This window comes from Pseudomonas sp. HY2-MNA-CIBAN-0224 (assembly GCF_040310285.1).
In the GTDB taxonomy this organism is placed as follows: Bacteria; Pseudomonadota; Gammaproteobacteria; order Pseudomonadales; family Pseudomonadaceae; genus Aquipseudomonas; species Aquipseudomonas helleri.
On record NZ_JBEOPQ010000002.1, the window covers coordinates 137,404 to 157,420 of the forward strand.

A 20,017-nucleotide genomic window follows, 5' to 3' on the forward strand; every position below is an offset into this window, starting at 1 on the left:
ACTTTTCTCGTCTCTCAGGAACCGCAATGCAACGCACATCGCTTACAAACGCCGAATGCCCTGTCGCCCGTGGACTGGAACGGGTAGGAGAATGGTGGAGCATCTTGATCATGCGCGATGCGCTGCAAGGGTTAAGGCGCTTTGACGAGTTTTCGCAAAGCTTGGGGATTGCCCCGAACATGCTGACGCGCAGGCTCAACACCCTGGTCGAAGAAGGATTACTGGAGCGCAGACGCTACAGCGAGCGCCCGCCCCGGTACGAATACGTACCGACGGCGGTGGGAGAAGATTTCAAAATCGTGATCATGGCGTTTATTGCCTGGGGCAATCGGCATTACACGCCCGAGGGCGAAAGCGTGCAGATCATTGATCAACAGACCCGCCATCCACTCCAGGTGGTGCTGATGGACGCGGTTGAAGGCCGTGCGGTGCCCATTGAACAGTGCACCGTCAAGGCCGGGCCGGCAGCGAGTCCAGGCATGCAGGAGCGCCTGGCATTTGTAGCGGGCAGGCAGCCGCAAGACGCCTGAGGTGATGGCTCAAGAGCAATAAAAGGTAGTCGCCGCCCCAATGACAAGACGTTGATCGGTGTGATGCGGCACCCCTGATCAGCGCATTGCGGCCTCGGCAGCGACTACAGGAACGGGGCTTACTGGCAGACTTTCGCAGCCGCCGGGTCGTTAGGCACGAATGAATCGGCGGCACCCGGTTTCAGGACCACGTAGCCACGGCGCCACGGTTGGTCATCGACCATTTTCCAGCGGTGTCCGGAGCCGGTGTTGTCGGCTGCCAGCAGCACTTCGCCCGGGCGCAAAGTAAACGTCTCACCGGTGCGCGTCTCAAAGGCCAGCGTGCCGGACAAGGTCAAGACGTACTGCGGCTCCGGGTCGTTATGCCAGTCAAAAGAGGCATGCGCCGGGCTTTGCTTGAAGTGAATGGCCGTCACGTCGTTGCGCATGTTCTGGTTGATGGTCCCTTGTAGAACATGCGAGGCGTCGTCCGCGCCGGTGCACAGTTTGTAGGCCTTGATGGTGTCAGTGGCGGACGTAGCCGCTTGAGCGCCGCTCAGTGTCGCGAGGGTGATTGCGACAGCACCCGCCGTCCGCAAGCTGAGGCTGCACAGACCGTGAATGACCGTGTGCCGCGACGAACGTTTTTTCTCATGCATGAAACCGGTTTCCCTTGTCCTGAAATTGCCCTGAAATGGCCTGATAGGCGTTGCTTGCAGAACATGTTCGACGCCGTGGGCCTTCGCGACAACTAACTAATAATTCATAGATCGCACAAGGCTGATGCAAGCTGGCGTGGAAACTGCATTGTGCGCTAAAGGTATTGACGCTAAATTGTTGGCTCTTTTAACGCCAAGGTTCCTGTGATGACTGTCGACGACCACTCCGCCCCGGCAGACGCTGGCAGTTGTGATTACCTGCTGCTGCAAAACCAGCTGTGTTTTTCACTGCACTCCACCTCGTTGATGATGACCAAGGTGTACAAGCCCCTGCTTCAGGCCTTGAACCTGACCTACCCGCAATACCTGGCGATGCTGGTGTTATGGGAAGAAGACGGTCTGACCGTAGGGGAAGTCAGTGCGCGTCTGCTGACAGATCCGGGGTCGTTGACGCCGTTGCTCAAGCGCCTGGAAGCCGAAGGCATGCTCAGCCGGGTTCGCAGCCATGAAGACCAGCGAGTGGTTCACCTGCGCTTGACCGAGCAGGGCAAAGCGCTGCAAGAAAAAGCCAAGGCCATCCCCCAGTGCATCCTGGCCGCCAGCGGGCTGAGCCTGGAGCAGTTGCAAGACATCCAGAAAAACCTGCTACTGCTGCGCCGCAACCTGCACGCCAGCCTCTAAGTATTATTCCGTCTGTAGGAGCGAGCTTGCCTCGCGATCTTTTGATTTTTAAAGATCAAGAGATCGCGAGGCAAGCTCGCTCCTACAGGGCCAGTTTTGTTTCCTGAAAATAAATAGTCTTTTAGATCAATAGGATAGATCTGTTTTCGGTGCGTCTTTAAAAAATAGCTTGCGCACAAACTATTTGAGCGCTAATTTTTAGCCATCTGATTAGCGCGCAAACAATTAGCGCTAAAGATAAACCTCATCAGACACTTCTCTTGTAAGGAAAGACCGCCATGAACGTTCTCTATACCGCTGTTGCAACCGCTACCGGTGGCCGTGATGGTCGCGCTGTTTCGAGCGACAAGATCCTCGACGTCAAGCTGACCACGCCAAAAGAACTGGGCGGTGCTGGCGGTGAAGCCACGAACCCTGAGCAACTGTTTGCCGCCGGTTACTCGGCCTGCTTTATCGGTGCCTTGAAGTTTGTCGCCAGCCAGACCAAGCGCAGTATTCCGGCCGACGCCTCGATCACGGCCCACGTGGGTATTGGCCAGATCCCGGGCGGTTTCGGTCTGGACATCGACCTGCACATCAGCCTGCCGGGCCTTGAGCAAGCCGACGCTCAAGCGCTGGTAGACGCTGCGCACCAGGTGTGCCCTTACTCCAACGCCACTCGCGGCAATGTCGACGTGCGTCTGCACGTCAGCGTTTAAATCACCTGACTCATTGTGGGAGCGGGCTTGCTCGCGATGGATACGACAAGGTGTCAAAGTTGCGCACCGTGTTGCCTGCATCGCGAGCAAGCCCGCTCCCACAGATTTAAATCCGCGCCAGCGCCTGCGCCAGGTCAGCGCGCAAATCTTCGACATCCTCAACACCCACCGACAGCCGCACCAGACCATCGCCGATACCCAACTGCGCACGGGTTTGGGCGGGGATGGTGGCGTGGGTCATGATGGCCGGGTGTTCGATCAGGCTTTCAACCCCACCCAGGCTTTCGGCCAGGGCAAAAATCTGCACGCTTTCCAGGAAGCGCCGGGCGCCCGCCAGGTCGGTGTTCAAGTCGATGGAAATCATCCCGCCAAAACCACGCATCTGCCGACACGCCAAGTCATGCTGCGGGTGCGATGCCAGCCCCGGATAGTGCACACGCGACACGTGCGGCTGGCGCTCCAGCCATTGCGCCAGCTCCAGCGCGTTGCTGCAGTGACGCTCCATGCGCAGTGCCAGAGTTTTCACGCCGCGCAGGGTGAGGAAGGCATCAAACGGCCCGGCAATCGCGCCGACCGCGTTTTGCAGGAAGCGCAAGCGCTCGGCCAGTTCCAGGTCCTTGACGATGGCGATCCCGCCGATCACATCCGAGTGGCCGTTCAGGTACTTGGTGGTCGAGTGCACCACCACATCAAAACCCAACTCCAGCGGGCGCTGCACCCAAGGGCTGGCGAAGGTGTTATCGGCCACGCAAATGATGCCGCGTGCCCGGCAGATGCTTGCCACGGCCGCCAGGTCGGTCAGGCTGAGCAGCGGGTTGCTCGGGGTTTCGACCCAGACCATCCGCGTGTTGTCCTGCAACGACGCTTCAAAAGCGCTGAGGTCTGTCAGGTCGACGAAGCTGAAGCTGTGCCCGGCGCTGCGCTGGCGGACTTTGTCGAACAGGCGGAACGTACCGCCGTACAAGTCGTTGCCCGAGACGATGTGCGAACCGGCGTCCAATAACTCCAGCACCGTCGAAATCGCCGCCAGCCCGGAAGCAAAAGCGAAGGCATCTGTGCCGCCTTCAAGGTCCGCGACGCAACGCTCCAGGGCAAACCGCGTCGGGTTGTGCGAACGCCCGTAGTCGAGGCCTTTGTGCACGCCGGGGCTTTCTTGCAAATAGGTGGAGTTGGCATAAATCGGCGGCATCAAGGCCCCGGTGGAAGGGTCCGGCACCTGCCCTGCGTGAATGACGCGGGTGGCAAAGGCGCGGTGTGCGCCGTTTTCATCGTGCTGACTCATGCAAGGGATCTCCGTAAGTGATTGAGCAGGTCGACGCGAGTAATCAGGCCATGAAAGCCTGAAGCGTCAGCAATAATCGCCACCAGCCCGCGGTCGAGTTCGGCCTGTAGTTCAGTCAGACTGGCCTGCGGCGCCAAAGTGTGCAACGTGTCCGTCATGGCGCTCGCGACCGTGCGGCTAAAGTGCGACGCATCGGCATGCAGGCCCAGCAAAATATCAGACTCATCGATCACCCCGACCAACCGCTTGCCGTCCACCAACACCGGCAGTTGCGACACATCGGCCAGGCGCATGCGCTGGAAAGCGGTGAGCAAGGTGTCGTCCGGACTGGCGCTGATCACCCGGCCATCCTCAAAACGTCGGGCAATCAGGTCACGCAAATCGCCGTAATGCTTGAACTGCAGCAGACCCTGGTCCTTCATCCACTGGTCGTTGTAGACCTTGGACAAATAACGCGTCCCGGTGTCACACACAAAGCTGACCACACGCTTGGGCTCGGTTTGCTCGCGGCAATAGCGCAACGCGGCGGCCAGCAAAGTGCCGGTGGAAGACCCGCCCAAAATACCTTCAGCCCGCAGCAATTGGCGGGCGTGATCAAAGCTTTCTTCATCGCTGATCGAGTAGGCATGACGCACGCTGGACAGGTCGCTGATCGACGGGATGAAGTCTTCGCCAATGCCCTCCACCGCCCAGGAACCGGCTTTGCCGATCACCCCGCTACGGCTGTATTCGGCCATCACCGAGCCCACCGGGTCGGCCAGAACCATTTCCAGATCCGGTTGCACGCGCTTAAAAAAACGGGTCAAGCCGGTCAACGTACCTGCAGACCCGACACCCACCACAATGGCATCCAGATCGTGCTGGGTTTGCGACCAGATTTCCGGGGCGGTGCTGCATTCGTGGGCCAGCGGGTTGGCCGGATTATTGAATTGATCGGCGAAAAAAGCATCGGGGATGTCGGCGGCCAAGCGCGCGGCCACGTCCTGGTAATACTCCGGGTGGCCCTTGCCGACGTCAGACCGGGTGATATGCACCTCAGCGCCCATGGCCTTGAGGTGCAACACCTTCTCGGTGGACATCTTGTCCGGCACCACCAGCACCACCCGGTAGCCTTTGGCCCGACCGACCAGCGCCAGCCCCAGGCCAGTGTTACCGGCCGTTGCTTCAACAATGGTGCCGCCGGGGCGCAAACGCCCGTCGCGCTCGGCGGCATCAATCATGGCCAGGCCGACCCGGTCCTTGATCGAGCCTCCGGGGTTTTGCGATTCAAGCTTGAGGAACAGCGTACAAGGCCCGGTATCGAACCGGCTGACACGCACCAGCGGCGTGTTGCCGATCAATTCCAGAACGGCAGGTTGAGGGTTGCTTGGCATGACGTCACTTCCCGTGTTTTGGCACTGGATGGACAGCGACTGGCAACGATTCAGGTCGCGCCAATCACCGGAAACCTCCTAGGACCATAGGCCGGGATGGGGTTGGCCGCAACTTGACGGGTGATTACTCCAGAGCGTTTAAGCCAAGCCTCCTGACGGCGTGGCATCCGCCTCATGAACAATTTTTCATGTCACGGCCCCGTCATTTTCCATTCCTATATTCCTACGTCACACGTTACGAACGGCCTGTCTCGGGCCTTGGACTCAACGTCGCAAGGAATGCGCATGCTGTGCCCGGCAGTCTGGCCCGGGGAGGAATTTATTGTGGATGCAACGCTGACACCCTTGCCGCACCTTGAGCCATTGCCTGCGGGCAGTACTTCGCGATTGCTGCGCCGTGGCGGCGCGGTGGTGCTGGTGGTGGCGCTGCATCTGTTGGTGCTGAGCCTGGTGAACCGGTCTTCGCCGGTCACGGTAGCGCCAGCCGTGACGCGGACTATTTATGCCTCGGTCATTCATCAACCCGCGCCAGCACCCGCCGCCCCTGCTGCACCGACACCGCCCTCTGAGCCCCCTCCTCCCGTGGCCCCGCCCATCCCCGCGCCAGAGGCTGTTCACCCGGTCGCCCGGCCCAAGCCGGTGGCCAAGCCGCATGCCGTGCAGCGCCCGATAACGCCCGTGGTCAAGTCAGATCCCGCACCCGCCACACCTGCGGCGGCCGCTCCCGTGGTTGCGCCCACGCCCGCTCCGCCGCCTCAGCCCAATACGATCACCCGAGGCGTGGAGTACGTGCATGAACCCGAACCCGAATACCCCGACAGTGCCCGTGAAGAGGGCAACGAAGGCACCGTGATTTTGCGCGTGCTGGTGGATATTCACGGCAAGCCCGGCGCCGTGGACATCGTGCGTTCCTCGGGTTTCGGCAGTCTCGATGAAGCGGGCAAGACCGCAGTGCGCGGCGCGCTGTTCAAGCCTTATCTGGAGGATGGGCATGCGGTGTCGGTGTACGTGATCGTGCCGCTGCGCTTTCAGCTCGACAGCTAGCACTCCCCCCTATTTTTTATTGACGGGCCTCCCGGTCAGGGCAGCGCTCACCCCAAAGAAAGGAAAAACACATGGAAACCGGAACACTGGGTTTGAATGTTTTGTGGCAACAGGCCGACGTGGTCACCCGAGGCGTGGCCTTGATGCTGCTGGTGATGTCAGTGGCGTCCTGGTACGTGATGCTCGACAAACTGCTGCGTCTGGCGCTGTTCCGGCTGCGCTCGGGCAAGCTTTTGGCGGCGTTCTGGGGCGCGCCGACGCTCAAGGAGGGTGTGCAGCAATTGGGCCAAGGCAGCGCTTGGGCTGAAGTGACCCATGCCGGTATCAGCGCCGCGCGCCAGCACCGTGATGCGCTGGATGGCGACATGAACCCGCCGCCCTTCAGCGAATGGCTGACCCGCGCCTTGCGCCAGTCCACCGCGACCATCGGCGGCAAGTTGCAAGGCGGTATGGCGATTCTGGCCACCGTGGGTTCCAGCGCGCCCTTTGTCGGTTTGCTCGGCACCGTGTGGGGCATTTACCACGCCTTGATGAAGATCGGTTTGTCCGGTGACGCCAGCATCGACAAAGTCGCCGGCCCCGTTGGCGAAACCCTGATCATGACGGCCCTGGGCCTGGCCGTGGCCATCCCCGCCACCCTGGGCTACAACCTGCTGGTGCGCAGCAATAAGCAAACCCTGGCAGAGCTAAGCAAGTTTGCCTTCGAGCTGCACGACCTGCTGGTGATCGGCGCCCGCGCCACCCCACGCAACGGGCTGCCTGCCCACAGCACCTTCAATGCCCAAGCGGAGTACCTCTGATGGCCGGTGGACTGTCGGGCGGCGACGACCAGGAAGAAGACGGCTTCAACCCCGAGATCAATACCACGCCGCTGGTGGACGTGATGCTGGTGCTGTTGGTGATTTTCATCATCACCGTCCCGGCCATTCAGCACTCGGTGAAGATCGACCTGCCCAAGGCCGCCGCGCAACAGGACAACAAACCGCCGCCGTCGGTAGACCTGGCGCTGGACAACGATGGCCACCTGCATTGGGAGGACCACGACATCAGCGACAGCGACTTGCCCGCGCTGATCGCCGAGGCCGCCGCGCGCCAGCCGGTCCCGGAATTGCACCTGCGCGCCGAGCGCAACACGCCCTATGAAAAGGTCGTGCAGGTGATGGCGGCGGCGCAGTCCGGTGGTCTGGACAAGATCGGTTTCGTGACCCAGGCCGTTACCCCTTAACCACAGCGTCGCCCTTCGCCCTACCCGTTTGGTCGGCCTTCATAGCCGACCACGGCGAAGTGCGCGCCACAGAAATCAACCAGGCCGTGAATGGCCGTTTTCGAAGGTGCAGTCATGTTCCGCAAATCCCCGTTGTATGTGCGTGCAGGTCTCGGTTTCGCAGCGCTTGCCATGGCCACGCCGTCTTTTGCCGCCGATGCTGCAGCGGCCATCGACGACAGTGCCTTGGCCACCTTGCCGCAAGTCACGGTCAAAGCCGCCAAACGCAAACCGGCGCTGCACCAGCAGACCAACAGCGGTGCCCTGGGCAGCCGCGCGGTGATCGATACACCGTTCTCGTTCAAGAGCGTCGGCAGCAGCGAAATCCAGGACCGCCAGGCGGGGATTTTGTCTGAGGCGGTCAAGTACGACGCATCGGTCACCTCCATCAGCTCCAGCTACGGCACCCACCCGGCCACCGTCGCGGTGCGCGGCCTGCCGCTGGATGACCTGAATGGCTACAAGGTGGATGGCATGGCCAACATCAACCGTGGCGTGGAAATGCCCCTTGAGATGTTTGACCGCATCGATGTGCTCAAAGGCCTCTCGGGCTTCATGTACGGCTTCGGCAGCCCGGGCGGGATCGTCAACTATGTGACCAAACGGCCAACCGACAAGACCACCTTCAGCGTCGACGCCGGTTACGAGTCCAACAACCTGTACAAGGAACACCTGGACGTCGGCGGCCGCCTGGATGACCCGCGTTTTGGCTACCGGGTCAACCTGGTGCACGAAGAAGGCGATGCCGTTTCGGGTGACGCCAAGGTCAACCGCACAGCCGTCGGCGTGGCCCTCAACGCGCAACTCAGCGATGACCTGAGCCTGGACTTCGACACCCTGTACCAGACGCGTGATACCAGCGGCGGCACCGACATCATCGTTAACGCTAAAAATGCCTTGCCCAAACCCATTGATGGCAGCAAACGCCTGTACAGCAATGGCTCCTTTACCGATGTGGATTACAGCCTGTCGACGCTCAGTGCGACGTACAAATTCTCGCCTGACTGGACCGGCAAGCTGGCCTACCGCTACAGCGATTCGACACGCCGTTATTTGAAAGACCAGTACATCATTTCCAGCGATGCGGGCGGCTACTCCGACAAAGCGTCGGCCGAGTACCACGGCTATGACTACAACGACGCCATGGGCACCCTGGAAGGCAAATTCACCACCGGCTGGTTCAGCCATGACCTGGTGCTGGGCAGCAGTTACTCGCAACTGAACTCCGAAAAATCTGTGGTCAGCCCCAAAGGCACCGTGGGCAAGGGCAACCTGTACGACCCGACGATCTTTTCGGTGTACAACATCGATTACAGCGGCGGCACCTATGGCGATGACAACATCAAGGAAAGCGCCGTATTCGCCAGCGATACCATCGGCCTGGGTGAACACTGGTCGTTGCTGGCGGGCCTGCGCAACGAAGACTTCCGCGAGGAGACTCACGCCTCCTCGACCGCCCCTGCTGTCCAGTACAAGGCCCGACCCGCCACACCAACCGTGGCGTTGATGTACAAACCCAACAAAGACGTGACCGTGTATGCCAGTTACGTCGAATCCCTGGAAAACGGCGGCACCGCGCCCACCACGGCGGTCAACTCCGAACAGACCCTGGGCCCGCTGCGCAGCAAGCAATACGAAGTGGGCGTAAAAGCCCAGCAGCGTAACTGGAGCGCCACGGCGGCGGCGTTTCGCATCGACCGGGGTGCCGAGTACACCAACGATGCCAACGTCTTCGTGCAGAGCGGCACCATCCGCTATCAAGGCCTGGAGTTGAACGCCAGCGTCGATGCCACACCCAACCTGACCGTGGACGGCAGCGTCATGTCACTGGACTCGGCCTACCACGATGCGGGCGATGGCGTTGATGGCAACCGCGCCGCCGGTGCTGCGCATTATCAAGCTGCAACACAAGTCACGTACCGTGTCCCGCAAGTGCCCGGCATGTTCCTGCACACCGGCGCCCAGCGTATCGGCGAAATGGCGGTGGACTCAGGCAACGTGCACCCCCTGCCGGCTTACAGCCTGTTCGATGCCGGTGGCGGTTATCGTCTGCATTTGAGCGGCGGGCATGCACTGACCTTTGGCGCCAACGTCAGCAACCTGGCCAACAAAAAGTACTGGACCTTCTATCAGGAAAACTACCTGCAGCCGGGTTCGCCCCGTACGTTAACCTTCAACACGCGTTATGACTTCTAGGCCCGCAATGATAAAAACAACGTTTTTGAAGTACACGGTTCTGGCGCTGGGCATTTGCCTGGCGTTGCCCTCTGTGGCCGCCCCACTGGACACCGGCGGGCTGCGCCTGGACAAAGTGGTGCTGGTGATGCGCCACGGCATCCGACCGGCAACCGACACCGCGGCGCTGCAAAGCTGGTCGGCCAAGCCATGGCCAGCGTTTGACGTGGCCGACGGCCAGTTGACCGACCATGGCCGCGCAGCCATCGTGCTGCTCGGCCAATGGCAACGCGGCCTGCTCGATTCACTCGGTTTGTTCAAGGCCGGGCAATGCCCGCCGGCGCAGGCGGCCTACGTGTGGTCGAGCCCGGTCGCGCGCACGCAAGCCACCAGCGCGGCGTTGGTACAAGGGATGTTCCCGGGCTGCAACGTCCCGGTAAACCATGCACAGAAAAGCCAGGACCGCTTGTTCCACGCGACCGAAAATGGCCTGGCCCCCTTGGACCCGGCGCAGACTAAAGCGGCAATATTGCACGCCATGGGCGGCAGCCTCGACGCCGCCCGCGAACGCTATGCCGCACCGGTGCTGGCCATGCAGCAAGTGGTCGGCGTGCCGTCCACCTGCGAGCAAAAGACCTGCGCCCTGAGCGAACAACCCTGGGCGCTGAAAGAGAAAAACGGCGTGGTCAAACTCAGCAGCCCATTGGGCGTGGGCGCGAGCATGAGCGAAACCTTTCGCATGCAATATGCCGACGGTTTGCCGCTGGATCAGATCGCGTTTGGTCAAGGCCGCAGCGCTGAAGAGGTATCGCGTCTGATGGCATTGCGTTCGGCTAAATACGAACTCAGCAACCACGTCCCGTACATCGCCCAGCGCGGTGCTTCGCAATTGCTCGGGCAAATCCTGTTGGCCCTGCAACCGACCGCAGCGGGCAGCCCGCCCGGCACCCAATGGCTGGCTTTCGTGGGCCACGACACCAACATCGCGCAGTTGCGCACACTGCTGGGCTTTGACTGGAAAATCGCTGAGTACCCCGAAAACGATGCCGCACCGGGCGGCACCCTTCTGTTTGAACGCTGGGTCGACGACCACACCGGCGTACAGTTTGTCAGCGTGGCCTATGTGGCGCAGAGCATGGACCAATTGCGCAGCTTGTCCGACGCACCGCCCTACCAGGTGCAATACCCTGGTTATGCGGGCAAAGCCTTGATGCCATTGAAGGGGTTTGTCGCGGAAATGGAAAAACGCATCGACCCTTCGGCGACCGAAGTGCAGCATTACCTGGGCCAGTAAGTCGCTCTGCGGCAATCAGATCCAGGGAATCAGAACAATCGCGGCAAGAGGCAGCGTCACCGCCGCGAGCAGGGTTTGACTCGCCACGATGCCAGCCATCAGGGGGGCATCACCTACCAGCTGCCGCGCCATGATGTAGGACGACGAAGCGGTGGGCAGTGCTTGAAAAAAGACTGCCGCAATCGCCGCTTTGCCGTCCAGGCCAAACACATGGCACGCGCCTACCGTCGCCAGCGGCATGACCACACACTTGGCCAGTGAAGAGTACGCAACCGGCCGCACCCAACTGCGCACCGACCCCAGCTCCAGGGCCGCCCCGACGCAGAGCAAACCGAGGGGCAACGACGCCTGCCCCAACGCCTTGAGCACCGGTTCAATTACCACCGGCAGTCCCAGCCCCAGCACCTGAAGCGCAATCGCGCCAAAGCAGGCCAGTACCAATGGATTAAGCGCCAATTGCCGGGCCACCTTGCCCGCCGTCATCTTGGCCCCGGTGCCGTACCGCGCGAACACCAGCACACACAGAATATTCACCGTCGGCACAATGGCCGCGTTGGCGACCGCCGCCAGAGCAATGCCTTGTGCGCCGAACAAGCCCGCGACGATCGACACGCCGACATAATTGTTAAAGCGTATGCCGCCCTGAAAAACCGAGGTAAACGCCGCATCACTGCCCTTGAGCAGCGGCCTGCTGGCGACCAGCGCCACAGCCACTGCACAGGTCGAAAGCACCAGCACCAGAGCCATGCCCTTCACGGGCACGTTGTCCAGGCTGGCCGTGGCCAAGCCATGTAAAAACAGCGCTGGCAGGAGAACGTAATAACCCAAACGCTCTGCCTGCGCCCAAAAACTGTCGGCCAAAAAACGACTGTGATTGAGCCAGGCGCCGAGGGCGATAAGCAACGCGATGGGCGCCAGGGCGAGTAGCAGTGCGAGGGTCATTACCGTGCCCCTGCAAGGCGAATTGACTCGTTACAGCCTTCGATCATTTTTACGCAAGCGGCAGGTGACATGGAGCTCTCCGGGCAACGGTTGGATGAGCACCACGATAAGAACTCGCGACCTAAAATAAAATCGACTTAAAATTCAGCCATCAACAAGTTTTGCTCATAGGTCATCTGGCCGGAGCATGGCGTTGAACGGCCTGCGCGAGGGCGGCGGCCAATCTGGCCAACGGACGGTCTTCGCGCTCTAGCAAGACCACGCGGCGGATCTTTTGTGGCGAGCCGAAGGGCTGGATGTCGAGATGGCCGAACTGCGCGAGGTTGTGACTGGACAGCGGAATCACCGCCACCCCAAGCCCGCTGCTGACCATCTGGATGATCGCCTCCTGGCTGTCCAACTCCATGCTGGTGTGCACGCGCAGGCGCATCCGCCGTAGCTCCTGCTCGATGGTGCGCCCGGCCCAGGCCCGGCGATCAAAACGAATGAACGTTTGCTGTTGCAGTAACTGCCGAAAATCCTGCCCCGCCAGCGAACCCGGCGCAATTATCCAGAAGCCCTCTTCATAGAGCGTGGTACTGACCAGGCCATAAGGGTGCGGGCGCACAGGTTCGGTGGTGATTGCAACGTCCAGTTCACCCGCCTCAACGCGCACGGCCAGTTCCGCCGACATACCAGAGGCCACGTTGATACGCACATGCGGGTGCTCGGCCGCCAAAGCAGCCAGGGCCGCAGGCAACGTGCTGGCGAGCGCTGTGTGAATGGCGCCAATCCTCAACCGGCCGCGCAGCTCGTTATCCCCGCCAATTTCAGCCGCAATGCCGTCATACAGCGCCACGATCTCCCGCGCCCGCTCCACCGCTACATGTCCCGCCTCGGTGAGCACCGGCAAACGCCGCGAGCGGTCGAACAAGGTCGCATTGAACGTCTCTTCAAGGGACTTTATGTGCAGGCTCACCGCCGACTGCGTGAGATGTACAGCCTCCGCAGCGCGCACAAACGAACCGTATTGAGCAATGGCGATCAAGGTGTGAAGGGCGCGCAGTGACATGGTGATCTCTGTGGCTGTTCAGGCAGTATCCAATTGTTGGGGTGGTAAAGGTGTAAAGACTGGCTGTAACACCCAATGCGCAGGTATGTACTTATCTAGTGCACCTGAATTAAGCATTTCTCTGAAAATTAAGGCTCCAGTTTTATACAAAGAGCCTTGAAATGGACCCTAAACCGATTTTTGCTTGCGCCTGGAGCCTCTATGAACACTAGAGCGGGTTCCACCGAAACACAGGTATCACCGGCATTAAGCCCTGCCTTCATAACCCCCGATGATGCCGCTGTCTATGCCCACGATCTGATCGGCAGCCGCCGAGACAAGGAATACGGCGGTTTCATATTGAGCAAGGATCACTACCACTATGCGACGCTTCCCGTGTCCAGCGAGGGGAGCTTGTTCCGCCCCTCTGATGTGCTTGAACGATCACCAGAGGGTGGCATGCTGCCACCCGCAGGTTATGTGATTGAAGGGTTGTATCACTCTCATGCCGCGTTCCAGCGCGCAGACGCAACAAGGGATCCCGAGAATGAGTTACAAGATAATTTTTTCTCATTGATGGACTTGCGCACAGCCATTTCGTTTCGTCACAACTATGCACGTTTTTATTTATCCAACGCAGACAAAAGCCTGATTTGTTATATAGCCAGCGGCTCACCCACCGAACAAGCTTTGGAACCGTTACTAAGGCTGATACATCCGGGCACACCGGGTCACCTTGAACAACAGTCTACGAACAGTATTTTTCTGCCCAGTCACTTGCTCACACTGGTCTACAGTGGCGGGACGCTGACAGTCCTTCAGCCGGGAGCATTTTGGACCAGACGCGGCAGAATTTCTGCAGGCTGGCGAGAATGGCAGGCAGCCTATGTTTGGCAAGCCAGCGTCCCCCCTATTTGTGGCCCTGTACTGCTAACTGCTGATGCTGCTGCCTTGTTTGCAGATGAACTAATCAGGCAACGCCCTTATGTTCAACAGGCAGGCTTTATTCTCAAGCACTTGCAGACCGAGTCATTTATTTGCACGCGACCACAGCCTACGGTTTACGAGACGTTTGATCGCCCTGATGTCTTCCCCAGAGACGGCAATGGCCTACCACAACTGCCTGAAGGGTTTCGAATGTTTGCCGTGTACCACTCAGCGGATGTCCATAAGCTTGTAGCACCTGCAACCGAGTCCAGGGTGCTGAACGATTTCATGTCCCCTGACAATGTCTGGATTGATTTTCTGTTGATGCAAGCGACCCCAGAAACTCACGCCTACTTTTCTGCCCCTGAAGGGGCATTATTGAGTTATGAGCGAAATTCTTCAGGGTCAGCACTTGAAGCGCAATTGACTGCCAACGCTGCGCACCCCGACGAATTAACCAGCCCATTGCAAAGACAACTCATGGGAGGTGAATTAACGGCAATTGAGTTTGTGCGACGTGTAGCAGCAGCATTTGCACTGAGGGTGGTGAAGACCGACGACGTATGGACTCAAACAGGACAGGTGACTGAAAGCTGGGAGCCTTTCGCATCGGGGCCATACACCTGAAGAAAATCACGGGTATAGGCATACGCAAAGTGCGGGGGATGGCTTTCACGCCATTGATCTACAGACTCAAAATACCTATATTTGAGTCTATAGATTAAAAATAAGGCACCGAAAATGACATTAGCCCATCCAGCTCAAGCCCTCACCAAAGATCAGTGCGTGGCCGGTCTTCGGGTGGCGGTGAACATTCTCGAAAAATGGCAGGCATCGGGCGAGCAGGCCTGCCGTATTTTACGAATCTCTCGAAGCACTTATACCCGCGCCAAACAGCGGGAGGCTGAGTGGTCTGTCGGGCTGGACTCAGACCAAATGCAGCGCATCAGTTTCGTGCTGAACATTCATGCAGCGTTACGCCTGGTGTTCGACAACCCCGAGAACGTTTATGGCTTTGTGACCATGGCGAACGACAACGATTTTTTTAATGGCCGCACGCCGCTGGAGGTCATGTCGCAAGGGGACATGATTTCACTGTACGAGACCTATCGGCGCATTGATGTACTGCGGGGTTCGCAATGGTGACCTTGAGCCAGTTGGCAGATCTGCCCGGCGCGTCGCTGCAGGCCTATCGACTGGTCAATTCAAAATTCCCGCCCATTGCCCTGTTTGATGATGTAGCGGATGCAGCCACCTTTGAAGCGCTGTACCAGATTCAGGCGCTGACCAATCCCCGGCTGCAAAATGAAGTCGGCCGCCTTGAGCTGATACCGCAGGCAGAGATTCCGTTTGGTATCCCGGGTTGCTCTTATGCGACCGCGCCGTTCACCCACGTCAACCCCGAGGGTTCGCGTTTCAGCAACGGCCGTTTCGGCGTGTTGTATCTGGCCGCCAACCTGGAGACGGCGCTGGCGGAGGTCCATTATCACCAGGACAAATACTGGGCAAATATTCACGGGCTCAATTACGAGCGTTTTGTGTTCCGCGGGCTGTGCTGCTCTTTCACAGACGCGTCGATGAAGGACGCGACGTCGCTGCCCCTGAACAATCCCATTTACGACCCCGACGATTACACGCACTCGCATGCTTTGGGCAAAGCCGTGAAAGACGCCCGATGCCCAGGGCTGCGGTACAACTCTGTGCGCTTGCATGGCAACCACTGCTGGGCACTTATGACTCCAAGCGCCGTGTCGTCGATGGTTCAATCAGCCCACTACGAGATGATCTGGAATGGGCGTATCACCAGCGTGAATAAAATCAGCGAAGCTTAATTGCCAAGAGCAGGCGTAGCGTTCAACCCTTGCTCTTCCAGCAACTGCACAAAGCTGCTGAGGTTTCGCGACACAGCCCCGCGCCGCCAAACCAGCCACGTGGTCAGGTAGCGGAACTCGGCGGCCAGCGGCCAGATGCTGACCGTCGCGCACCCCGGCATGCTGTTGAACATGCTGCGGGGCATCAGCGCCAGCCCGGCGCCAGCGCTGACGCAGGCGAGCATGCCGTGGTAAGACTCCATTTCGAAGATTTTGCCGGGCACGGCGGCGTCGGTGTTGAACCACTTTTCAAAGTGATGACGGTACGAGCAATTGGCCCGAAAGGCGTAGATGCTCTCGCCGTTGACGTCGGTTGCGCAGCGGATCGGCGCGTGATGAAGCGGCGCGATAATGACCATTTCTTCTTCGAACACCGGCACACCTTCCAGCGCCGGGTGCAGCACCGGGCCGTCGACGAACGCAGCCACCAGTCGACCCGACAATACGCCTTCAATCATGGACCCGGACGGCCCCGTCGAGAGGTCCAGGTCGACCTTGGGGTGTTGTTGGTTGTAGGCCGCCAGCAAGGCGGGGATCCGCACCGCGGCAGTGCTTTCCAGCGAACCCAACGGGAATGCACCCTGGGGTTCTTCGCCCGCCACCGTCGCCCGCGCTTCTTGCACCAGGTCGAGAATGCGCCGCGCGTAGTCAAGAAAACTCCAGCCCGCCGGTGACAGGCGCAGACGGCTTTTCTCGCGGATGAACAGGTCGACACCCAGATCCTCTTCGAGCTGTTTGATCCGCGTCGTCAGGTTTGAGGGCACACGATGGATGTGGGCCGCCGCAGCGCTGATGCTGCCGTGGTCCACCACCGCCTTGAAGATTTCCAGTTGCACCAGATCCACAGCCATTCTCCAATCGTGAAAGAAACGATCTCTATTATTCAGTTTCAAGAAATCTTTAGCCACCCTACTCTGTGCCCATCTACTCACTCAGCAGGACCATGCCATGAGCCCGATTTCCAGCCAGACCCACGCCCTTTCGATCAACCCGACCACGGGCGAGCAGATTGGCCACTACGCGTTTGAGTCCGCCGAGGCTCTGGACGCGGCCCTCACCCGCGCCGCGTCGGGCTTCAGCCGCTGGAAGCGCACGCCGTTGCAAGCGCGCTCTGCCGCCATGGTTGCACTGGCCCAGGCGCTGCGCGACAACGCTGACGCCATGGCAACCATGATCACCGAGGAAATGGGCAAGCCGATCACCCAGGCCCGTGGCGAAATCGAGAAATGCGCCAAGCTCTGCGAGTGGTACGCCGAACACGGCCCAGCCATGCTGGCCGCTGAACCGACCCAGGTCGAAGGCGGCAAGGCACGCATCGAATACCGTCCGCTGGGCCCGATTCTGGCGGTGATGCCGTGGAACTTCCCGGTCTGGCAAGTGCTGCGCGGCGCGGTACCCGCCTTGCTGGCAGGCAACACCTACGTGCTCAAGCACGCACCGAATGTAATGGGCAGCGCGTACTTGATTCGCGACGCCTTTGTGCGCGCCGGTTTTGCCGAGGGCGTGTTTGAAGTGGTCAACGTCACCCCGGACGGGGTCTCGCGCGCCATTGCCGACCCACGCATCAGCGCCGTGACCCTCACCGGTAGCGTTCGCGCCGGTACCGCCATCGGCGCACAGGCTGGCGCTGCCCTGAAGAAATGCGTGCTGGAGCTGGGCGGCTCCGACCCGTTCATCGTACTCAACGACGCCGACCTCGACGCCGCCGTGCAGACCGCCGTGGTCGGTCGTTATCAGAACTCGGGGCAAGTATGTGCCGCCGCCAAGCGCCTGATTATTGAAAAAGGCGTGGTTGAGGCATTCACTGAAAAATTCGTCGAGGCCACCCGTAAACTGGTGGTGGGCAACCCGCTGTCCGGCGACACCTACATCGGCCCGATGGCGCGCTATGACCTGCGTGATGAACTGGACCAACAAGTGCGCGACACCCTTGAGGAAGGCGCGACCCTGTTGCTCGGCGGCGGCAAAGCCGAAGGGGCTGGCAACTTTTATGAGCCGACGATTCTGGCCAACGTGACCGACCAAATGACCTCGTTCAAACAGGAACTGTTTGGTCCGGTGGCATCGATCATTACCGCCGAAGACTGTGCGCACGCAGTCGCCCTGGCCAACGACAGCGATTTCGGCCTGACAGCGACCATTTACACCGCCAATGTCGAACTGGCCCAGCAACTGATCGGCGAGCTGGAAACCGGCGGCGTATTCATCAACGGTTACTCGGCCAGCGACCCCCGCGTGGCTTTCGGCGGCGTGAAGAAAAGCGGTTTCGGCCGTGAACTCTCGCACTTCGGCGTGCGGGAATTTTGCAACGTGCAAACCGTGTGGCTGGATCGCAATTGATTAACCCCGCAGCCCTGAGCTGACAGCTACACAAGGGTTACCAGCCGGCATTTATCGACAGATCTGACCGGTAACCCGTTTCTTCACCCGATTCACGCCCCAGGCATCCAGCCGCTGACAGCATGATGTCAGTACAGTGTTTCCATATCTCACAAGCGCATGTAATAATCATTCCTATTTGCGACCAGCCATCGGATATCCTCCGAAAAGCCTGATGCCGTCGTTGCGGTGCCGACCCTCGCCCGTGTCTCAGTTAAATGTATGGAAACCTGGATGAGCGACGCTCAGCACGATGCATTGTTTAGCGCAGTCTATGGCGAGCATCACTTGTGGCTGCGCCGATGGTTGTACCGACGCCTGGGCTGCCCGGAAGTGGCCGCCGACTTGGCTCAAGATACGTTTGTTCGGGTATTTAACAAGCGTACATTGAGTGAGGTAGTGCAGCCACGGGCCTATCTTGCAACGATCGCTCATAGCCTGTTTGTCAACCTGATGCGTCGACGCCAATTGGAGCAAAGCTACCTCGAAGCGCTGGCGAATTTACCTGAATCACTGATGCCTTCGCCCGAAGAGCGCTTACAACTTCTGGAAACACTCCACGCACTCGACACCATGCTCAGTGGTTTGCCGCACAAGGTACGTAAGGCGTTTCTGCTTTGTCAGCTTGACGGGCTTACCCATCGAGAAATCGCTGATCAGATGGGCGTATCCCTGAGTTCGGTACGTCAGTACATCGCTCGCGCACTTTTGCAGTGCATGACCGTTGTTTCTCAGGACACACTCTGATGCTTGATACCCCATGCTCACGCGTGGCGCCCGCCCAGTTGGAAGCTGCCGAGTGGTACGCGGTGCTATCGTCGGGTGAAGTCAGCGAGCGGGAGCGCAACGAATGGCAAGCTTGGCTTGATGCATCGCCGGAGCATGCACAGGCATGGACTCTGGTCGAAAAAGTAGTGTCACGCTTCCAAGGGTTGCCGCCGCTAGTGGCGCAAACAGCTTTGGACACCCCTGCACTGGATCGCCGTGCGGCACTTAAATTATTGGGCGTTCTGTGTGTCACCGGCGGTGCTCTTGCAGCAGGCATGAATACACAGGCCTGGACGCGTGAGTTCGCCGATTTAAGCACCGGCACAGGTGAGGTGCGCTCGTGGACCCTGGCTGACGGTACACGCATTAGCCTCAATGCTCGCAGTGCTGTAGACGTTGTGTTTGAGCCACAACAACGCTTGATCCTGCTTTATCAAGGCGAAGTTCTGATCGAGACGGGCCACGACATGCCCTTGGCACAGAGCCCGTTTCTGGTGCGGACCGAGCAAGGCCTGATCCGAGCTCTGGGCACCCGCTTTATGGTGAGCACAGGGGATCAGTCAGTTGACGTTTCACTGTTCGAAGGCGCACTTGACGTTCAGCCCTATGGGGCGACCATGCAACGCCTGAACGCGGGCCAGGCCATGCTTATCCAACGCAATAAAAGCGCGTTCATTTACGCTCAGAATCCCCAGGTCGCGGCTTGGGAGCACGGCCTGATCTTTGCTGACGGCATGCCATTAAGTATTTACCTCAAGCAGTTGGCTCAATACCGGCCCGGAATACTTTCGTGCGATTCACGTGCTGCGACACTGCGTGTTTCCGGTGTCTTTAAATTGGCTGACAGCGATCGCCTTCTGGCTCGGCTGCCAGAGATTCTGCCGGTATCAGTGCGTTACTTTTCACGCTACTGGGTCCGTGTCGATGCACTCTCAACGGCCGTTTAAAAAATATATGGCGGTGGACTGACACTTTTATGTTCTCGCTTGGCCTCCTCAGTGCTAGTCACTTAATGGAGCACTTGTGGTGGTCACTCCCCTGAAATCAACCCCCCCGTTAAATATTTCCCGACTGACCCGCACTACCCTGACCTGCCTCGTTATAGGGCTACCTCTCGAGTC

At 59.5% G+C, this 20,017-nt stretch carries 20 protein-coding genes; 14 read left to right on the forward strand and 6 right to left on the reverse strand.

The features are described 5' to 3' along the window. Window positions 1-26: 26 nt before the first annotated feature. Window positions 27-530 carry a winged helix-turn-helix transcriptional regulator gene (locus AAEZ03_RS02510; RefSeq protein ID WP_048370459.1) on the forward strand — a complete coding sequence of 168 codons (504 nt, stop codon included), beginning with the start codon at window positions 27-29 and terminating at the stop codon, window positions 528-530. A gap of 119 nt (window positions 531-649) precedes the next feature. Here AAEZ03_RS02510 and AAEZ03_RS02515 read toward each other — a convergent pair whose 3' ends face one another. Continuing rightward, the gene (locus AAEZ03_RS02515; RefSeq protein WP_350575746.1) at window positions 650-1,168 is read right to left on the reverse strand and encodes a cupin domain-containing protein; all 519 of its coding nucleotides are present in this window, start codon (window positions 1,166-1,168) and stop codon (window positions 650-652) included. Window positions 1,169-1,375: 207 nt separating this feature from the next. On the opposite strand from AAEZ03_RS02515, the gene AAEZ03_RS02520 reads away from it, so the two are divergent. Together AAEZ03_RS02520 and AAEZ03_RS02525 are read left to right on the forward strand one after the other, a co-directional pair. Then, complete coding sequence (locus tag AAEZ03_RS02520; protein ID WP_048370463.1) at window positions 1,376-1,849, forward strand: MarR family winged helix-turn-helix transcriptional regulator; 474 nt, start codon at window positions 1,376-1,378, stop codon at window positions 1,847-1,849. Between the two features lie 278 nt (window positions 1,850-2,127). Continuing rightward, window positions 2,128-2,547 (forward strand): organic hydroperoxide resistance protein, encoded by a 420-nt coding sequence (locus tag AAEZ03_RS02525; protein WP_123750048.1) that lies wholly within the window; start codon window positions 2,128-2,130, stop codon window positions 2,545-2,547. A gap of 106 nt (window positions 2,548-2,653) precedes the next feature. Here the strand turns inward: AAEZ03_RS02525 and AAEZ03_RS02530 are convergent, their stop codons facing one another. Together AAEZ03_RS02530 and AAEZ03_RS02535 are read right to left on the reverse strand one after the other, a co-directional pair. Beyond that, complete coding sequence (locus tag AAEZ03_RS02530) at window positions 2,654-3,829, reverse strand: cystathionine gamma-synthase (protein WP_350575750.1); 1,176 nt, start codon at window positions 3,827-3,829, stop codon at window positions 2,654-2,656. Continuing rightward, complete coding sequence (locus AAEZ03_RS02535) at window positions 3,826-5,202, reverse strand: pyridoxal-phosphate dependent enzyme (protein WP_350575753.1); 1,377 nt, start codon at window positions 5,200-5,202, stop codon at window positions 3,826-3,828. Before AAEZ03_RS02535 ends, AAEZ03_RS02530 begins: the two co-directional genes overlap by 4 nt. Window positions 5,203-5,526: 324 nt before the next feature. On the opposite strand from AAEZ03_RS02535, the gene AAEZ03_RS02540 reads away from it, so the two are divergent. The 5 genes from AAEZ03_RS02540 to AAEZ03_RS02560 all read left to right on the forward strand — a co-directional run bounded on the left by AAEZ03_RS02540 (window position 5,527) and on the right by AAEZ03_RS02560 (window position 10,979). Further along, the gene (locus AAEZ03_RS02540; RefSeq protein ID WP_350575756.1) at window positions 5,527-6,246 is read left to right on the forward strand and encodes an energy transducer TonB; all 720 of its coding nucleotides are present in this window, start codon (window positions 5,527-5,529) and stop codon (window positions 6,244-6,246) included. Between the two features lie 71 nt (window positions 6,247-6,317). After that, entirely contained in the window at window positions 6,318-7,046 is a 729-nt protein-coding gene (locus tag AAEZ03_RS02545) for a MotA/TolQ/ExbB proton channel family protein (protein WP_350575759.1), read from the forward strand. Next, complete coding sequence (locus tag AAEZ03_RS02550; protein WP_153374224.1) at window positions 7,046-7,471, forward strand: ExbD/TolR family protein; 426 nt, start codon at window positions 7,046-7,048, stop codon at window positions 7,469-7,471. The genes AAEZ03_RS02545 and AAEZ03_RS02550 overlap by 1 nt, the downstream gene beginning before the upstream one ends. A gap of 114 nt (window positions 7,472-7,585) precedes the next feature. Then, window positions 7,586-9,706 (forward strand): TonB-dependent siderophore receptor, encoded by a 2,121-nt coding sequence (locus AAEZ03_RS02555; protein WP_350575762.1) that lies wholly within the window; start codon window positions 7,586-7,588, stop codon window positions 9,704-9,706. Window positions 9,707-9,713: 7 nt separating this feature from the next. Next, window positions 9,714-10,979, forward strand: coding sequence for a histidine-type phosphatase (locus tag AAEZ03_RS02560; protein WP_350575765.1), 1,266 nt, complete (start codon window positions 9,714-9,716; stop codon window positions 10,977-10,979). A 15-nt stretch (window positions 10,980-10,994) separates the two neighbouring features. Here AAEZ03_RS02560 and AAEZ03_RS02565 read toward each other — a convergent pair whose 3' ends face one another. Beyond that, window positions 10,995-11,921 carry an AEC family transporter gene (locus AAEZ03_RS02565; protein ID WP_350575768.1) on the reverse strand — a complete coding sequence of 309 codons (927 nt, stop codon included), beginning with the start codon at window positions 11,919-11,921 and terminating at the stop codon, window positions 10,995-10,997. Window positions 11,922-12,093: 172 nt separating this feature from the next. Beyond that, the gene (locus AAEZ03_RS02570; protein ID WP_350575771.1) at window positions 12,094-12,972 is read right to left on the reverse strand and encodes a LysR family transcriptional regulator; all 879 of its coding nucleotides are present in this window, start codon (window positions 12,970-12,972) and stop codon (window positions 12,094-12,096) included. A 201-nt stretch (window positions 12,973-13,173) separates the two neighbouring features. Here AAEZ03_RS02570 and AAEZ03_RS02575 point away from each other — a divergent pair, with 201 nt between their 5' ends. The 3 genes from AAEZ03_RS02575 to AAEZ03_RS02585 all read left to right on the forward strand — a co-directional run bounded on the left by AAEZ03_RS02575 (window position 13,174) and on the right by AAEZ03_RS02585 (window position 15,710). Then, window positions 13,174-14,505, forward strand: a complete 1,332-nt coding sequence (locus tag AAEZ03_RS02575) for a hypothetical protein (protein WP_123750044.1) — start codon at window positions 13,174-13,176, stop codon at window positions 14,503-14,505. A gap of 114 nt (window positions 14,506-14,619) precedes the next feature. After that, entirely contained in the window at window positions 14,620-15,024 is a 405-nt protein-coding gene (locus tag AAEZ03_RS02580; RefSeq protein ID WP_350575774.1) for an antitoxin Xre-like helix-turn-helix domain-containing protein, read from the forward strand. Next, window positions 15,018-15,710: an RES family NAD+ phosphorylase gene (locus AAEZ03_RS02585; RefSeq protein ID WP_123750042.1), complete on the forward strand. Its 693-nt coding sequence runs from the start codon at window positions 15,018-15,020 to the stop codon at window positions 15,708-15,710. The genes AAEZ03_RS02580 and AAEZ03_RS02585 overlap by 7 nt, the downstream gene beginning before the upstream one ends. Here AAEZ03_RS02585 and ptrR read toward each other — a convergent pair. Beyond that, window positions 15,707-16,594 carry a putrescine utilization regulator PtrR gene (ptrR, locus tag AAEZ03_RS02590; RefSeq protein ID WP_350575961.1) on the reverse strand — a complete coding sequence of 296 codons (888 nt, stop codon included), beginning with the start codon at window positions 16,592-16,594 and terminating at the stop codon, window positions 15,707-15,709. The genes AAEZ03_RS02585 and ptrR overlap by 4 nt on opposite strands. A 103-nt stretch (window positions 16,595-16,697) precedes the next feature. Here ptrR and AAEZ03_RS02595 point away from each other — a divergent pair, with 103 nt between their 5' ends. From AAEZ03_RS02595 to AAEZ03_RS02605, 3 genes are all read left to right on the forward strand, one after another. Then, window positions 16,698-18,089: an aldehyde dehydrogenase family protein gene (locus AAEZ03_RS02595; protein WP_350575777.1), complete on the forward strand. Its 1,392-nt coding sequence runs from the start codon at window positions 16,698-16,700 to the stop codon at window positions 18,087-18,089. Between the two features lie 273 nt (window positions 18,090-18,362). Continuing rightward, on the forward strand, window positions 18,363-18,875 hold the full coding sequence (locus AAEZ03_RS02600; protein WP_350575780.1) for a sigma-70 family RNA polymerase sigma factor: 513 nt from the start codon (window positions 18,363-18,365) through the stop codon (window positions 18,873-18,875). Beyond that, on the forward strand, window positions 18,875-19,843 hold the full coding sequence (locus AAEZ03_RS02605; RefSeq protein ID WP_350575783.1) for a FecR domain-containing protein: 969 nt from the start codon (window positions 18,875-18,877) through the stop codon (window positions 19,841-19,843). Before AAEZ03_RS02600 ends, AAEZ03_RS02605 begins: the two co-directional genes overlap by 1 nt. Window positions 19,844-20,017 lie beyond the last annotated feature (174 nt).

Coding starts and splice junctions, on each gene's coding strand:
- AAEZ03_RS02605 (WP_350575783.1), top strand. CDS start 18,875: ATGCTTGATACCCCATGCTCACGCGTGGCGCCCGCCCAGTTGGAAGCT.
- AAEZ03_RS02530 (WP_350575750.1), bottom strand. CDS start 3,829: ATGAGTCAGCACGATGAAAACGGCGCACACCGCGCCTTTGCCACCCGC.
- AAEZ03_RS02525 (WP_123750048.1), top strand. CDS start 2,128: ATGAACGTTCTCTATACCGCTGTTGCAACCGCTACCGGTGGCCGTGAT.
- AAEZ03_RS02515 (WP_350575746.1), bottom strand. CDS start 1,168: ATGCATGAGAAAAAACGTTCGTCGCGGCACACGGTCATTCACGGTCTG.
- AAEZ03_RS02580 (WP_350575774.1), top strand. CDS start 14,620: ATGACATTAGCCCATCCAGCTCAAGCCCTCACCAAAGATCAGTGCGTG.
- AAEZ03_RS02535 (WP_350575753.1), bottom strand. CDS start 5,202: ATGCCAAGCAACCCTCAACCTGCCGTTCTGGAATTGATCGGCAACACG.
- AAEZ03_RS02570 (WP_350575771.1), bottom strand. CDS start 12,972: ATGTCACTGCGCGCCCTTCACACCTTGATCGCCATTGCTCAATACGGT.
- AAEZ03_RS02555 (WP_350575762.1), top strand. CDS start 7,586: ATGTTCCGCAAATCCCCGTTGTATGTGCGTGCAGGTCTCGGTTTCGCA.
- AAEZ03_RS02595 (WP_350575777.1), top strand. CDS start 16,698: ATGAGCCCGATTTCCAGCCAGACCCACGCCCTTTCGATCAACCCGACC.
- AAEZ03_RS02510 (WP_048370459.1), top strand. CDS start 27: ATGCAACGCACATCGCTTACAAACGCCGAATGCCCTGTCGCCCGTGGA.
- AAEZ03_RS02545 (WP_350575759.1), top strand. CDS start 6,318: ATGGAAACCGGAACACTGGGTTTGAATGTTTTGTGGCAACAGGCCGAC.
- AAEZ03_RS02600 (WP_350575780.1), top strand. CDS start 18,363: ATGAGCGACGCTCAGCACGATGCATTGTTTAGCGCAGTCTATGGCGAG.
- AAEZ03_RS02575 (WP_123750044.1), top strand. CDS start 13,174: ATGAACACTAGAGCGGGTTCCACCGAAACACAGGTATCACCGGCATTA.
- AAEZ03_RS02560 (WP_350575765.1), top strand. CDS start 9,714: ATGATAAAAACAACGTTTTTGAAGTACACGGTTCTGGCGCTGGGCATT.
- AAEZ03_RS02550 (WP_153374224.1), top strand. CDS start 7,046: ATGGCCGGTGGACTGTCGGGCGGCGACGACCAGGAAGAAGACGGCTTC.
- AAEZ03_RS02520 (WP_048370463.1), top strand. CDS start 1,376: ATGACTGTCGACGACCACTCCGCCCCGGCAGACGCTGGCAGTTGTGAT.
- AAEZ03_RS02565 (WP_350575768.1), bottom strand. CDS start 11,921: ATGACCCTCGCACTGCTACTCGCCCTGGCGCCCATCGCGTTGCTTATC.
- AAEZ03_RS02585 (WP_123750042.1), top strand. CDS start 15,018: ATGGTGACCTTGAGCCAGTTGGCAGATCTGCCCGGCGCGTCGCTGCAG.